At 48.3% G+C, this 14,236-nt stretch carries 11 protein-coding genes; 3 read left to right on the top strand and 8 right to left on the bottom strand.

Going from position 1 to position 14,236, the window contains the following annotated elements:
- Positions 1 to 81: 81 nt before the first annotated feature.
- Both BZK41_RS25480 and BZK41_RS25475 read left to right on the top strand, forming a co-directional pair.
- Entirely contained in the window at positions 82 to 1,179 is a 1,098-nt protein-coding gene (locus BZK41_RS25480; RefSeq protein WP_079940028.1) for a 4Fe-4S binding protein, read from the top strand.
- A 143-nt stretch (positions 1,180 to 1,322) separates the two neighbouring features.
- Entirely contained in the window at positions 1,323 to 1,871 is a 549-nt protein-coding gene (locus BZK41_RS25475; protein ID WP_079940027.1) for a hypothetical protein, read from the top strand.
- 334 nt (positions 1,872 to 2,205) lie between these two features.
- Here the strand turns inward: BZK41_RS25475 and foxA are convergent, their stop codons facing one another.
- The 3 genes from foxA to BZK41_RS25455 all read right to left on the bottom strand — a co-directional run bounded on the left by foxA (position 2,206) and on the right by BZK41_RS25455 (position 6,449).
- The gene (gene foxA / locus BZK41_RS25465) at positions 2,206 to 4,314 is read right to left on the bottom strand and encodes a ferrioxamine B receptor FoxA (RefSeq protein WP_085954044.1); all 2,109 of its coding nucleotides are present in this window, start codon (positions 4,312 to 4,314) and stop codon (positions 2,206 to 2,208) included.
- 121 nt (positions 4,315 to 4,435) lie between these two features.
- The gene (locus BZK41_RS25460) at positions 4,436 to 5,419 is read right to left on the bottom strand and encodes a helix-turn-helix transcriptional regulator (protein WP_079940024.1); all 984 of its coding nucleotides are present in this window, start codon (positions 5,417 to 5,419) and stop codon (positions 4,436 to 4,438) included.
- Positions 5,420 to 5,543: 124 nt separating this feature from the next.
- Positions 5,544 to 6,449, bottom strand: a complete 906-nt coding sequence (locus BZK41_RS25455; RefSeq protein ID WP_079940022.1) for a LysR substrate-binding domain-containing protein — start codon at positions 6,447 to 6,449, stop codon at positions 5,544 to 5,546.
- Positions 6,450 to 6,558: 109 nt separating this feature from the next.
- Here BZK41_RS25455 and BZK41_RS25450 point away from each other — a divergent pair, with 109 nt between their 5' ends.
- The gene (locus tag BZK41_RS25450; RefSeq protein WP_079940020.1) at positions 6,559 to 7,188 is read left to right on the top strand and encodes a LysE family translocator; all 630 of its coding nucleotides are present in this window, start codon (positions 6,559 to 6,561) and stop codon (positions 7,186 to 7,188) included.
- Between the two features lie 91 nt (positions 7,189 to 7,279).
- On the opposite strand, the gene BZK41_RS25445 is transcribed toward BZK41_RS25450, so the two are convergent.
- From BZK41_RS25445 to pepT, 5 genes are all read right to left on the bottom strand, one after another.
- Entirely contained in the window at positions 7,280 to 8,839 is a 1,560-nt protein-coding gene (locus tag BZK41_RS25445; RefSeq protein WP_079940019.1) for a methyl-accepting chemotaxis protein, read from the bottom strand.
- Positions 8,840 to 9,156: 317 nt separating this feature from the next.
- Positions 9,157 to 9,393, bottom strand: coding sequence for a hypothetical protein (locus BZK41_RS25440; RefSeq protein ID WP_071444612.1), 237 nt, complete (start codon positions 9,391 to 9,393; stop codon positions 9,157 to 9,159).
- An 87-nt stretch (positions 9,394 to 9,480) separates the two neighbouring features.
- Positions 9,481 to 10,116: a DUF2913 family protein gene (locus BZK41_RS25435; protein ID WP_079940018.1), complete on the bottom strand. Its 636-nt coding sequence runs from the start codon at positions 10,114 to 10,116 to the stop codon at positions 9,481 to 9,483.
- A gap of 526 nt (positions 10,117 to 10,642) precedes the next feature.
- Positions 10,643 to 12,004, bottom strand: a complete 1,362-nt coding sequence (dcuC, locus tag BZK41_RS25430) for a C4-dicarboxylate transporter DcuC (protein WP_003830889.1) — start codon at positions 12,002 to 12,004, stop codon at positions 10,643 to 10,645.
- Complete coding sequence (pepT, locus tag BZK41_RS25425) at positions 12,001 to 13,257, bottom strand: peptidase T (protein WP_079940017.1); 1,257 nt, start codon at positions 13,255 to 13,257, stop codon at positions 12,001 to 12,003. The genes dcuC and pepT overlap by 4 nt, the downstream gene beginning before the upstream one ends.
- Positions 13,258 to 14,236 lie beyond the last annotated feature (979 nt).

The raw sequence follows: 14,236 nt of genomic DNA, 5'->3' as shown, positions 1-14,236 counted from the left end.
CAAATCTGAATAGCGCTAGCATATCCCGGTGATGACGCCTTCTGAATGCAGAAGGGGAAATATGAGGGATAGTATAAAATCATGAACGGGAAGAAGAGAACGCGCTGGCAGCGCCGTCCTGGCACGATCGGAGGCAAACTGCCGTGGAACGACTGGCGCAACGCCAGCAGCTGGCGAAAAGCCACACAGTTTCTCCTGCTGGCTATTAATATTTATATTGGCGTAACGTTCTATTACTGGGTTCGCTATTTCGAAACCGCCGGTACCAGCGTCTATATTCCAAGGCCTGGTGGTATTGAGGGATGGCTACCAATCGCGGGTTTGATGAATATCCGCTATACGCTGGAGACTGGTTTTCTTCCGCCTATCCATGCCGCCTCCATGCTGCTGTTAGTTGCGTTTATCCTGATTAGTTTGTTGTTAAAAAAAGCCTTCTGTTCGTGGTTATGCCCGGTGGGCACGCTGTCCGAACTGCTCGGCAATCTGGGGAAGAAAGTATTTGGTCGCAACTTCACGCTGCCGCGCTGGCTGGATATCCCACTGCTCAGTCTGAAGTATCTGTTGCTGAGTTTCTTTTTGTATATCGCCCTGTCGATGCCTGCGCAGGGGATTCAGTATTTTCTAATGTCGGCCTATGGCATGATTATCGACGTGAAGATGCTCGATTTCTTTCGCCATATTGGCTCCGCTACGCTCATCTTTGTTGTCATTGTCAGCGTCCTGAGCCTGTTTATTCGCAATGCCTGGTGCCGCTATCTGTGCCCTTATGGCGCGCTGCTCGGCCTGTTCTCGCTATTCTCGCCGTTTAAAATCCGCCGTAACGCAGACAGCTGCATCGACTGCGAAAAATGCGCGAAAAACTGCCCGTCGAATATCCCGGTCGACAGACTGATTCAGGTGCGCACCGTGGAATGCACTGGCTGCATGACCTGCGTTGAATCCTGCCCGGTAGCCTCAACGCTGAGCTTTTCACTGCAGACTCCGCCTGGAGCACAAGGCAACGATGGTAAATCGTTATGGCGTCAGAGGACGATGTCAGGTGTTGCCATGACGCTACTGGTGCTTGGCATTCTGTTTGCCACCATTGGTTATGCCGTTTATGCCAATGTCTGGGATACGCCAGTACCCGATCATATGTATTTCCAGCTGATCCCGAAGGCAAACATGATCGGCCATTAATTTTTTATCCGTATGTTCAAAACCCTGCCAATTCTGGCAGGGTTTCCCGCCTGTCCTGCCATTTTAAGACAATTGAACTTGTGCCACCGCGCTCTCGTTTATACAACCTTAAATATCATCCGTAATAATTTTTCTATTTTGTTATGGGCGACTGGGATCAAAATAATGAACGGGATAACATCATGACTAAAATAAAACTGGCACTGCTATTACCTCTGTTTCTGGCAGGTTGTACGATGAGTGACGGGGAATTAAGAAACGCTTACGCTCAGCATTATCAGCAACCTGGTGCCTATGTAGATGCTTATAAACAGAAAATAGCCAGTATGGATATTCATGCGCTGGCCCAATATGCCGCCGCAGAAGATAAGAAAAAAATGCGTGGGCAGCCAAGACTGAAAATCGACGAATTTATTACCATTGAGAACGTGCAGGCGAAAGAAAATCGAGTGGTCTACGATTACTCACTGTCCGAAAGCTGGCTGGCGCTGTCCGCAGATAAACAGCGCGAGAAGCAGACCAATATGAATAAAGACCTGATCTACCGTACCTGCTCGCTGGAAACGGTACGTCTGGCACAGGCAAAAGGGCTGGAAGAAGAGCATAACTATTACAGCCAGTACCCAGACAAAGTCGCCTTTACTTTGAGAACCAGCGCGCAGATTTGTATGCAAAACGGTTTTACACAATAACCGCAATCCACAATGCCTGATGCGCTGCGCTTATCAGGCCTACGATTTGCACGCTGCCGTAGGCCGGATAAAGCGCCCGCGCGCAGATTTGTCTGCAGAACGGTTTTACGCAATAGCCGCAATCCACAATGCCTGATGCGCTGCGCTTATAAGGCCTACGATTTGCACGCTGCCGTAGGCCGGATAAGGTGCCGCCAGCGCGCAGATTTGTCTGCAGAATGGTTTTACACAATAGCCGCAATCACTATGCCTGATGGCGCTGCGCTTATCAGGCCTACGATTTGCACGTTGCCGTAGGCCGGATAAGGTGCCAGCGCCGCATCCGGCTAAAACATCAGAATTTCCAGGACACACTGCCGACAATGCTGCGCTCGGCGCCGAAGTAGCAGTATGAGAGCGAGTTACAGGCCGCAACGTAGCGCTTGTCGGTCAGGTTGTTAACGTTCAACTGCGCGCTCAACCCTTTAATACCGATATTCGTTAAGTCGTAACCAATCACCATATCCACCAGTGTGTAGGACGGCAGGGTGTGAGTATTCAAGCGATCGCTGGTAATACCGTTAACGTAGCGCACGCCTGAACCCAACGTCAGACCGTCCAGCGGACCGCTTTTTACATCGTAACTCAGCCAGGCACTGGCCTGGTTACGCGGCGCATACACCGCGCGCTTACCCTGCTCTTCCGGGCTGCTTTTCTTATAGCGAATGTCGGTATAGGTATACGCCGCCTGCAAACGGAAGCTATCCGTCAGTTGGCTAATTGCCTCCAGCTCCACCCCTTCAGATTCAATTTCCCCAATCGAGCGGTACGGATCGGTCGGCTCTTCTTTAGTGGCAATATTCGTCTGATTGATACGGAACACCGACGCGCTGAACTGACTGTTGAGTCCTTCCGGCTCATATTTCAGACCGGCTTCCCACTGCTTGCCTTTCATCGGATCCAGCAGATTACCGTTCTCATCGGCAAAACTGGTGGGCGTAAAGGCAGTGGAATAACTCACGTACGGCGCAAAGCCGTTATCGAATAAATAGAGCAACGCGGCGCGGGTACTGAAGTTGTTTTTATCCAGATCGCTGCGAGTATCCTTGATCTTATCAATGTTAGAAACGCTAACCTGATCGTAGCGACCACCGAGCGTAATACGCCAGCGATCCCATGACATCTGATCCTGCAAATAGTAACCCGTCTGGCGCAGCTTGTGTTTCTCACGCGCATACATGTCGATGTAATCAGGCTTCGCGCCGTACACCGGGTTAAAAGCGTCAATCGGCGGGAAAGCGCCGTAGTAACCGGTAGTATTGTTGCTGCGATCCTGATAATCGATCCCCACCAGCAGACGGTGGTTTACCTGCCAGGTATCAAAGCTGCCGTCGAGCTGATTATCCAGCGTAATGGCCGACATTTTTTCATCAGAGCCGGAGTAGCCGCGATTAAGCTCGGTTTCATTCAGCCAGCCCGCCGCATACACCTGGTTCAGCTCAACGTCGGTATGCAGATAGCGCAGCTTTTGCCGCACCGACCAGCCGCTATCAAACATGTGCTCAATGTTGTAGCCCACCATGTTTTCGCGGCGATCGTATTTGTCGTAATCATCCTCGCCTTCGTAAAAGGTGTTGGAGATCTTTTGCCCGTAATGCGGAACCACGGTGCCGTCATATGGCAGACCGGAGTGACTACCGCCTTCCGGGTCACGGTGCAGATAGGCCATCAGATCCAGACGCGTCTGGTCGGTGATACGCCAGGTCAGGCTGGGCATCAGCGCGTAACGCTCTTCCTTCAATGGACCAAACTGCGAGTCCGCGTAACGCGTCATCCCGCTCAGTCGCGCCGCCACGCGATCGTTATCATCCAGCGCCCCGGTGACGTCAAACGCCGCACCGCGTTGGTTATTATTGCCGGCAAACAGCTTCACTTCGCCGCCCGCATCAAACGATGGCTTACGTGAGGTCAGCGCTACAATACCGCCCGGAGAGGAACGACCATACAGTACGGAAGCCGGACCGCGTACGACTTCGATATCTTCGAGGAACCACGGATCGACCACCAGCGAGCTGTGTGAGTTGGTGTCGCCCATCATCTTCAGACCATCGAGATAGACGTTATCCAGGCTACCGTCAGAAAAGCCACGCAGCACGATGTAGTCAAAGCGGTTGGAGGCACCAATCTGATTGCTGTACACCCCCGGCGTATAGCTGACGGCCTGGCGCACGCTGGTTGCGCCCTGCTCTTCAAACTGTTCACGGGTAACGATCGATACCGACTGCGGCGTTTCAATATCCGGCGTGGCAAGCTTCGTGGCCCCGCTCTGCATCTGCGAGGTGACAACCACCGTATCGTTTTTTGTTGTTTCCTGCGCCAGCAGAGGAAAAGCCACGCTGCCGGTAACCCATCCCACCAGAAGCGCCAAGCGAGTCTTCGCGAACATGAATATCTCCAAAGGCATGTCTAATTGTAAGTGAGAATTATTACCTTTTTGCTGACGGAGATAGCTATGCCGGATGCCAGGTTGCCTATGCGCAGTGCCAAATTGTCAGGAAATCACGTGCGTAAAAAGCAAATATGGATTAGCAAAGTTTGAGCAAATCGCCGGGCGAAAAGCCGTAACGGCGACGAAAAGCGGTAGAAAAGTTGGTGGCGTGCTGATAACCCGACATCCAGGCCGCCTGCTGTACGCTATATCCTTCCAGTAGATAGCCGCGCGCACGTTCCAGACGGCAATCGCGCAGGTAGTCGAATACCGAACAGCCATAGGCTGCACGAAACTTACTGCGCAGGCTGCTGGGACTCATCGCCGCACGTTGGGCCAGGTCATTAAGGGTGTAGTCATTTTCGGGACTCTGCTCCAGCAGTCGGCGAACGACCTCCAGCCGCTGCTGCTCCCCGCTCGCCGCAAGACGTTTACCGCTCTCGACCTGACACACGCTGAGGCCATGACCGAACAGTTGTAATATCAGCCCTTCCAGCATCAGCTGACGAGAAACATGGCTAATCGTACTCTGTTGCGCGTACTGCAGTCCGCTGAGTAAAAACCCCGGCACCTGCCAGATAAGCGTCGGCGTCTGGCATCTTTCCCACTCACGCATCAACGATTCGAGCAACCCTGTGCGACACGCGCCGTCGGAATACAAACCGAGCGATAATGTCCGCAGTTTACAATCAGCATGATGACGGGCACGCATCGTCTGGTGCTCACTCAGGCGTGAGCTAAACGCCATGCCGGAGCGCACCACATGCTCCTGTCCGTTAAGCGTCAGAATCACGCAGCCTTCCAGCACCACCAGCATATACAGAGGGCTGTCGTGACGAGAGGTAGTTTCGTAGGGTTGCAATACCTGTACGTCGGAGTGCGTCACGCACATCCCACATGGGAGAGTCATCTCCTCAATTTCACCTTGCAGAACAGGGCTGCCAGACGATAAATCCGGCCTTTGTGCCAACTGGGGAAAACGGTAATCGATCCCGTAGCGCTCACCAAAATCCATAAACTCGCTGACGGAGAAAGTGCGAGCGACGCGTCCGGAGGCATTCAGGGCGGTGGTATTGTTCATGCTGTCTTCTGCACAGGAAAAGGGATTAACGGTTTATAACTGAAGCAACATTACCATTACCTGCGCAATACGACAATAATAATGAGAACCATTATCAATATGGGTAATTAGCAGAATAAACAGCTTAATCCAGCCAGTTTAGATCTGCCGAGGAGGCACACGGCGCAGCCTCTTTTAACCAGCGATACAGCAGCTCAATATTTCTGAGCCGTGTTGAAGCCTTTGGCCAGACAAGGTAATACCCCTCGCCGGTCGCTACCGCTTCTTTAAACGGTAACGCCAACATCCCGGCCTGAATGGCCGCCAGGCTTAACAGCAGGTCGGCAACGGACACGCCATGGCCGCTCATTGCCGCAAGACTGCCCTGCTCCAGGGTGTCGAACACTTTGCCTCGTGCAAGATTCAACGCCGGAAACGTCCCGGTACGTTGCAGCCACCGACGCCAGTCACGGCGATCCGCTGAGGGATGAATCAGTTCACAGGCAGAAAGATCGCGCTGCGCCTGTACCAGCAGTGCGGGTGAGCACACCGGGATAAGCCACTCCTGAAACAGCAACCGGCTGTCGGTATCGTCACCAAAATGGCCATTCCCTAACAGGATCGCACAGTCATACGGTTCACGACTGAAGGATACCGAATCGGTATCCATCCAGACGCTGGAAATTTCGATTACCGGGGTCGGATGCGCTTCACGGAAATGACGCAGTACGTCCAGAAGCCAGCGCATCGTCAGCGTAGACGGCGCTTTCAGCCGTAGCTCATGACTGCTGCTGCGAAAGGCATGACACGCGTGTTCCAGACTCTGAAACCCAGCCGTTAACTGCTGCGCTAGCCCTTGGCCAGAAGGCGTTATCTCGATACGCGGGCCGCTACGGACAAATAGTTCACAACCAAACCATGCCTCCAGCGTGCGAATATGACGGCTTACCGCGCCCGGCGTCACGTTAAGTTGAATAGCGGCTTTACTGAACGATCCCAGACGGGCTGCTGCTTCAAAAGCCCTCAGGGCATACAACGGAGGTAGCGTCATTCTCAGCTTCTATGTTGAGTTTTACTCACAGTAGAGCGCAGTTTTATTCGTTTTTCAATGCGCCACGCAGGCGGAATACTGATGGAAAATATCATCAGGATAATCAGGTATGAATTTCACTTTACTGGCTGCCTATAGCCTCAGCGTAGTAACCCTGCTGTTAACTCCGGGTCCTGTCGTGGCGCTGATTACCACCACCGCGGCGCAGCACGGCTATCGCCGGGCCTTTATCACGCTGATTGGCACTAACGGCGCTTCTTTAGTACTGATTGCTCTGGCTGCACTGATGCTGGCTGGCGTGGTATCAATCTCTGCGATATGGCTTGGCGTACTGGGTCTTGTGGGATCGTTGTATATCGGTGTGATAGCGATTAACGGCCTGCGGGCCAGGTCCTCAACCCCCGAACTGAGTGCGCGAAAACGCGATAACAGCGGGCTTATTCATGGATTTCTGACCGGGGTCGCCAACCCAAAGGACATTCTGTTTTTCGTAGCGTTTTTCCCCCAGTTCATGGCCATTACGCAAGATTTCACCACCAGCATTCTGACGCTAACGCTGGTGTGGGTTATTTTTGATGTTACGGTGCTGTCTTTTTACATCATGGTTTTCAAACGCTGGATGCCAGAGCGGTTTGCCAGACGCAGCGTTTTTATCTCCTCACTATTTCTGCTCGCGGTGGCGGTGTTTGGCATTATTTATAATGTACACACGCTACAAATGCTCTCACCCGCGATGTGATCCCCGACAGATTGTTCAGCTTACCCTCTCATCAGACAGAATTGCCCGCTGATGAGATGGGTATCTTCTCCTTGGTGTCCTGAATATCAGACTACGATTTTTCTTCTACCTGAAATACTGATACCGCCTCGGACAACATGGCCGACTGTTCTTCCACGCTGCCTGTCGTGGCGGCTATCTCCTCAACCAGTGACGCATTTTGCTGAGTCACTTGCTCCATTTGCGTTACCGCGACACGGATCTGTTCAATGCCGCGACTTTGTTCTCCTGATGCACCGGAGATATCTTCCATTAATACATTGATGTTACGTATCGACTTAGCGAGATCAGCCATCATGGTCCCACTATTCTCAGCTATCTCCACGCCTTCTTTGACGCTAATTGCCGCCTTCGCGACAAGCTCGCTGATCTCTTTCGCCGAGGCGGCGCTACGCTGAGCAAGGGTTCTGACTTCACTCGCCACAACGGCAAACCCGCGCCCGGACTCACCAGCGCGAGCCGCTTCTACCGCGGCGTTTAATGCCAGGATATTAGTCTGAAAAGCAATGCTATCAATGACATGTGATATTTCATTTACGCTTTGCGCGTTAACACTGATCAGGTGAATTTTCTCGACCATATCGGTCATTAAACGCTCGCCACGCAGGGCCATTTCCGTGCTTTCACTGGTCATAGCTGACGCCTGGTGTGACTTATCGGAGTTGTTTTTTGTCGTTACCGAAATCTGTTCCATACTGGCTGCCGTTTCCACCACGGCCGCCGCCTGCTGCTCCGTTCTGGTCGATAAGTCTGAATTACCCGACGCAATCTCCTGCATTCCGGTATTAATCGATTCGACGCCATCGCGAATCGTACTGACCGTCTCGCGCAAACCGACCTGCATATTTTGTAAATTCAAACACAACAAACCTATCTCATTATTACCTGGTACCTTAACCGGATGACTCAGATCGCCTTTACCAATCCGTGAAAAGTGCTCTGATACGGTATTTAATGGCCGAATGATGGTCCGGTTCATCCAGATATTACAGATAAAAAAGATAAGGACTGTAACCACCAGGATCACGGATACTTTTATTATTGATTTATTAAACTGAACGTGAGTCTGTTCCAGGATCTTTTCACCGGTTAGCTGTGTTGATTTGTAATAATTCTCCACCTGACTATCAAATTTTTTGCGAAAAGCAAGCCTCTCGGGGTCGACATTTGTTTGCGCATTCACAATACTGCCGCTTGAGACCATCTCATTTAATTTTTCAACATGATTTTGCGCCGCATTTATTTGCTGTTCAAAGGCTGCCTTAATAGTTTTACCAATCTGTTGATCATCAGCAGTCAAACCCGGAATGTCCCAGAAAATATTGAACTGTTTTCTGGCTTTATCAATCTCCTCTTGTACCTGGTTCAATGTTTGTTGAGTATCAGATGTATTATGCAACTGAATATTATCAAGTCCCTCTCTTATTTTATAAATGGCCTCAGTAACCTGATGCAGCGCATCCTGTTCCTTTATGACATTGTGCAGTAAAAGTGTACTTTTTTGATTTTCTTTTAGATCGATAAGTTCAAACCCATTAGAAAAAAACTGCATACAAGTAAATAGTAACAGCAATAACAACAGGCTGGTTTTAATCCTCATATTCTTTAACATTCAAACATCTCCATAACAATAGAAGTCATCCACGACTTAATTGTTATCGACACGCCAAGAAATACCTTAACCAGTAAAATGGTTAATTATCAGAACGTATCCTTATCGGCATGTTCTTCATAAATTAAGAACATGAGTCTACACACTGCGATAAGCAGCGTATATCTTGCTTCGGGATGAATAGAACCAGAAAAATCTACATTAATATTATTAATGGATTAAAAAGTGGCATGTAAATTGAGCACCTGCGAACCATTGAGAATGACCGAGATCACTGCTTCTGACTTAAAGACGACGAGCCAAATAATTGTCAGTATTCAGAGTATATAGACAGTAACGTCTTCCTGCCTATCGACAGGCACCCGCACCCAGGACAACGAATCAACGGTAATCGGTGCCATTTCATTTTCTAAGCGTAGCAAAGGTGTGCTGGCATCTGGCACACCTGTACTTTCAGCTATTTCGAGAACACCGCGAAAAGAAATAAATACACTATCCGGAGTATCTGACAACCTAATCCACTCACTGGCGATCGCTAATTTTCGAGTAAACATTCGCTATCCTTGCGCGCAGTTTCTATCCGATAATTTATAGTGAAAAATACATTTTTTGAATTAACAATACACTATCCACATAGCCTGTTAAGCACTACTGACTAAAAGAAAATGGAAGTGATAAAACTCATTCGAACTGTGCTTTACAAATTCGACCGGGAGGTTATGTTTGATGAAAGTTAACTTTGCAAACTCAACATCGCCATACACCCGAATACAGAAAGGTTTGACTATCTCACCCTGAACGCCAAAGCACTCCTGGAGTCGAGTATCATCCATAAAAATAAAATCACCTTCTCTTACTTTTATTTTTTCATGTAGATCTCGCCACTTCTCCGGCGTAAGAAGAAAACTTTCCCAACCATTATTCCTCAACACTTCGATCGTATGGGTAAATTTAAAATAGTCATTTTGCATTGTCACATCACCACTCGAAGTCGAGTATAGATATTCTATTTTAAATTTAAGTTGCGCATTGAGACTTTTTTTCTTTCCTTCTTCAATTAACCACTGAAGCTCATTAACAATGTTCCTTGAGAAGATCTTTCTTTTTTTAGCAATAGCCAACCACTGCATAATAAAAAGATGTTCTGACATTTTAGAGTGGATCTTACGGTCCTGTACTGCGATACCAATTGCAACTAATGCACTCCAGGTAAACGCTTCCAGGTCATCCTGATAATGGTGTCGTAACGTACTAACTTTTCCTGAATCCTTTACCACTTAAACCTGCCCAAATAAATCATTTTTACACGTCACTCTTGCATTACTCCATTTAAAAAATTACTACAACTAAAAACACCAAAATATGATCCAGATTAACTTATCCCTACATAATAAAATTGCAAATATAATACATCATTATTGTTAATCATTGATGTACAGATGGCTCAGTCATAAATAATAAGAATTATGCGATAAAGAAAAAACTAATAATACTTTCCTGTTATCAATTTCCACCTCTGCCAAGAACCTGATTATCATAAAATTTCAAAAATTGCTGATTAGAGGAAATATCCTGATAGGTTTGACCTGGTACTCCATAACCCCTCCCCGCCTTAACACGATATAGACATAAATTATCCTGAAAAAATCACGTCTCATCTAGCGCTGAGCAACATACCACCTCTTGGTAGCAGACCATTTTTTTTATAGAGGTATCAGTAATATTAACGCTTTAATTTTTACCTAATACCAAAAGCCAACCTCCGGAGTCAATGAACCGGAGGTTGGCTTGTAGCTGGTATGGCTAATAGAAAATACCGATGATCAGGGTATGAGTTACAAAGCCCACAATTAACGGTACGGCGGTACGTTTAACCACATCAAATGGCGTTATTTTCGCCCCACTGGAAACGGCAATCACCACGCCGGAAACCGGTGAAATTGCCCGCCCCATATGTGATGCCTGCTGCATCGGCAGGATCATCGCAACAGCGTTAGCGCCCATACTTGCCGCGATTTGCGGGATCAGCTCAACGAAAGCAAGGAATGGCGCATTACCCGATCCCATAATAATTGCTGCCGCCAGCGTCACCAGCGCAAACACCACCGCCATAGCAAATGGAGGTAATCCCACGTGCTCCGCCATCAGGATTAATTGATCAATGGCACCAATAACTTTAATCCCGTGAGCAAAAACACCTGCCGCAACCAGCAGCCCAACTACCCCGGTAAAGGCGGTACCCATGCCTTTAAGGAAATGGCTGAATCCTTCGCATACTGACTTTAAATCACGCACTCGCAGCCATTCAATCAACATGCAGACAGCCATCGAAATGAGCACAATGGTGATAATATTCAGGTTAATACCACTGACGAACATTTCCGATGATCCCACCGCCATTAGTATCGGAAGCATCGGGAGCAGCGCATAAAAAGCCGGAGCTTTTCCTGAGTCTGTCACCTCAGCGCTACCGATTTCTCGTGGTAGCGTTCCTGCTTTACGGTCGCAATGCCGCTGCCAGAAGAAATGGCAGACGCCCACGACCAGCACGGTTGCCAGCGCTGCGGGTCCCTGGTGATAAACAACGTATTCCACCACATCCATATTGACCGCTTTAGATCCCCTGATAGCATCGATGGCCGTCGGGGTATACGCCACACCAAGCGAGGTGGCAATAACCCCAGCAGCCGAGGCCGCAGAAAGCCCTAACCCCAGCATAATGGGGAACATCGTCCCCATCAGCAACACGGCAAGCCCGGTGGCGGATGGAATGGCCAACTGCAGGAGGCTGGCGAGCAGATAGGAGAAGAATAAAAGCACATAGGGCGAACGCAGCGCGCGCAAAGGTTTCGTCACAACCCGCACAACCGCTTCATTTGCCCCGATATGATCCATGTAATGCGCAAATCCCATTAACGCCATGATCATCAGGCCGAGATCGGCAGCACGCGTACTAAAGAGATCGCGCATCACCTCGAAAGGATCGAGAAATGAAATCCCCGTACTGGCAACGCCCTTCGGTAATACAGAACCCCATCCGGTTAACGCCGTACAAATCATCAACACCAGGCCCGCAATGAACAGCACGGGTTCAGCACGATAGCCTTTCAGGATCAGACGCGCGACCACCACGATAACCAGTAGGGCAATTAACACCTGGATCATGACTGAGCTCTCCTCTGCGCGAACTCAGCAAAGGTTTCCTCAATGACCGCTACCACCACATCGCTGGCGGCTCGCAGTGAACGCACCGGTAGGTATTCATAAATTGAATGAAAGTTATGAGCACCGGTAAAAATATTCGGGCAAGGCAGTCCTTTCTGCGATAGCACTGCGCCATCATATCCACCACGCATGGCGACAGGTTGCGGGGTAATGCCACACTTCTGATACGCGCGTAACGCAATATCAATCGGGTAGTGAGCATCGCCCTGCAAACTATTGAACACATTGGCATAGCGATCGGCTAAATGACAGACCACGCTGTTTTCTCCCCACAGCGCGCAGGTGCTGACGGCAAGCTGGCGGATATATGCCATACGCGCCTTATACCCTTCTTCGGTAAAATCCCGGATATCCAGCTTAAGTACCGTACGAGCGCTGTTACCCTGAAGTTGTTTTACCCAGTAATACCCTTCGCGTCCTTCCGTATACTCAGGCGCCTCTCCTCCGGGCAGCATCGCAATAAACTTATGCGCCATCAGCAGCGAGTTCTTCAGCTTACCTTTGGCCGACATAGGGTGCGCGGACTGGCCGGTAAAGATGATTTCCGCATCACCCGCGTTCCAGTTCTCATAGACAAACTCTCCAATGCCGCAGCAGTCCAGGGTATAGCCAAAGTCAGCACCAAACGCCGCCACATCAAACGCTTTTGCTCCCCGTAATCCCTGCTCTTCATCAGGAACAAAACCGACCTTCACCGGCCCATGCTTAATCTCCGGATGCGCGACAAGGTACTCCAGGGCATTCATAATCGCGGCGATGGCAGCTTTATCATCTGCCCCTAACAGACTGGTTCCATCCGTCACCAGCAGGTCATCACCGATATAATTTTTCAGTTCTGGAAATTCACTTTCGCGCAGATAAATTTTTAGATCCTGGTTCAGACACAAATCCCCACCGCTGTAGTGAAGACGTTGCGCATTTGTGTCCGCGGTCTGTTCCGCGCTGGTATCCAGATGACCAAAAAAGGAAACGACAGGGATCGTGTCATCGGTATTTCCAGGTAAGGTCGCTGTCACAATAGCGGTATCCCTGACCTCGATGTTTTCCATTCCTAATGCTTCAAGTTCTACTGCAAGTAGTTTTGCCAGTTCCATTTGACCAGGTGAAGAAGGCATTATCCCATTAGCGCCATTTTCCCTTGAGGTCGTGGTATTGATTTTCGTGTAGTTAATAAAGCGTTCAACAATATCCATTCCAGGAGATCCTTTAATGTAACATTTACGAGGTACTGCAAGAGAAGACCTGCATACAGCGTGGGTTGAATAATCTGAGAACAAAATAAAATCAGCGCTCATCCCAGAACGCTGATTTTATGGGTGTTACGACAACGATTTATATAAAGGAAGATAAAAAAGGCCAGTAATTATACCAGTGATTAAAAACTCCTTTTGATTGATAAAATCATATTCCCTGTCCGTTTTTACTGCATTTTCCATGGTGTTAAGCTAACAGAAGTCATAAACGGCATTCGCATGTCTAAGGGATAATAAAAATCATTTAGATTCCTACATCTATACCGACACAAGACATACCATCGCTATATTTTTTTAATGAACGAATGCTATAACAGCAACATGCAACCGTTTGCACCTCTCTACAAATAGCCACTTAACGCACTAAAATCTGTGAACAAAATCACAATTACTTCAAAAGCGAGAATTAACATAACGCTGAAAAACAGACAGTTATAAGAAAAACTATATAATACCCCTATAAATAAAGATGATATTACACTATTCATCATGAAATAGATTCATCGTGATACTATTTCAACATTGTCGTATGGTTCAGAGAAAAAAATCCGTCATCATCACTAATGCAAACCAACAAGAACAATAATATTCAATTTTCTATTTATGACGATTATCAAAATTATACACAGGAAAAAAAAACCTCTCCCCTGAGAAGAGATTCAGGGCAGAGGTAATACGGGTGTTAAGGACATTTTTATAGTTTTGATGATAACAGAAGAGCTTCTTGCAGGATCGAGTATACACACTTAGCAACATTAAGAAAATTCTTAAAATCATCAAATTTAAAATTTCATTTAAATTCACTTTTATAATAAAGCAGTATTTATCAAAGTAAAAATACAACCGATGACAAACTTAAGATGTATTAATCAATGATGTCATACAAATAAAACCAACAACGCTGGGTGGCAGCCGGTAG

Origin of the sequence: Citrobacter sp. A316, assembly GCF_002042945.1 — a bacterium.
In the GTDB taxonomy this organism is placed as follows: Bacteria; Pseudomonadota; Gammaproteobacteria; order Enterobacterales; family Enterobacteriaceae; genus Citrobacter; species Citrobacter portucalensis.
This window is presented reverse-complemented; position numbering and strand designations above follow the sequence as displayed.

Bases quoted from the DNA above. Each gene is read 5' to 3' on its own strand.
- BZK41_RS25480 (WP_079940028.1), top strand. From the start codon at position 82: ATGAACGGGAAGAAGAGAACGCGCTGGCAGCGCCGTCCTGGCACGATC.
- BZK41_RS25475 (WP_079940027.1), top strand. From the start codon at position 1,323: ATGGGCGACTGGGATCAAAATAATGAACGGGATAACATCATGACTAAA.
- foxA (WP_085954044.1), bottom strand. From the start codon at position 4,314: ATGCCTTTGGAGATATTCATGTTCGCGAAGACTCGCTTGGCGCTTCTG.
- BZK41_RS25460 (WP_079940024.1), bottom strand. From the start codon at position 5,419: ATGAACAATACCACCGCCCTGAATGCCTCCGGACGCGTCGCTCGCACT.
- BZK41_RS25455 (WP_079940022.1), bottom strand. From the start codon at position 6,449: ATGACGCTACCTCCGTTGTATGCCCTGAGGGCTTTTGAAGCAGCAGCC.
- BZK41_RS25450 (WP_079940020.1), top strand. From the start codon at position 6,559: ATGAATTTCACTTTACTGGCTGCCTATAGCCTCAGCGTAGTAACCCTG.
- BZK41_RS25445 (WP_079940019.1), bottom strand. From the start codon at position 8,839: ATGTTAAAGAATATGAGGATTAAAACCAGCCTGTTGTTATTGCTGTTA.
- BZK41_RS25440 (WP_071444612.1), bottom strand. From the start codon at position 9,393: ATGTTTACTCGAAAATTAGCGATCGCCAGTGAGTGGATTAGGTTGTCA.
- dcuC (WP_003830889.1), bottom strand. From the start codon at position 12,004: ATGATCCAGGTGTTAATTGCCCTACTGGTTATCGTGGTGGTCGCGCGT.
- pepT (WP_079940017.1), bottom strand. From the start codon at position 13,257: ATGGATATTGTTGAACGCTTTATTAACTACACGAAAATCAATACCACG.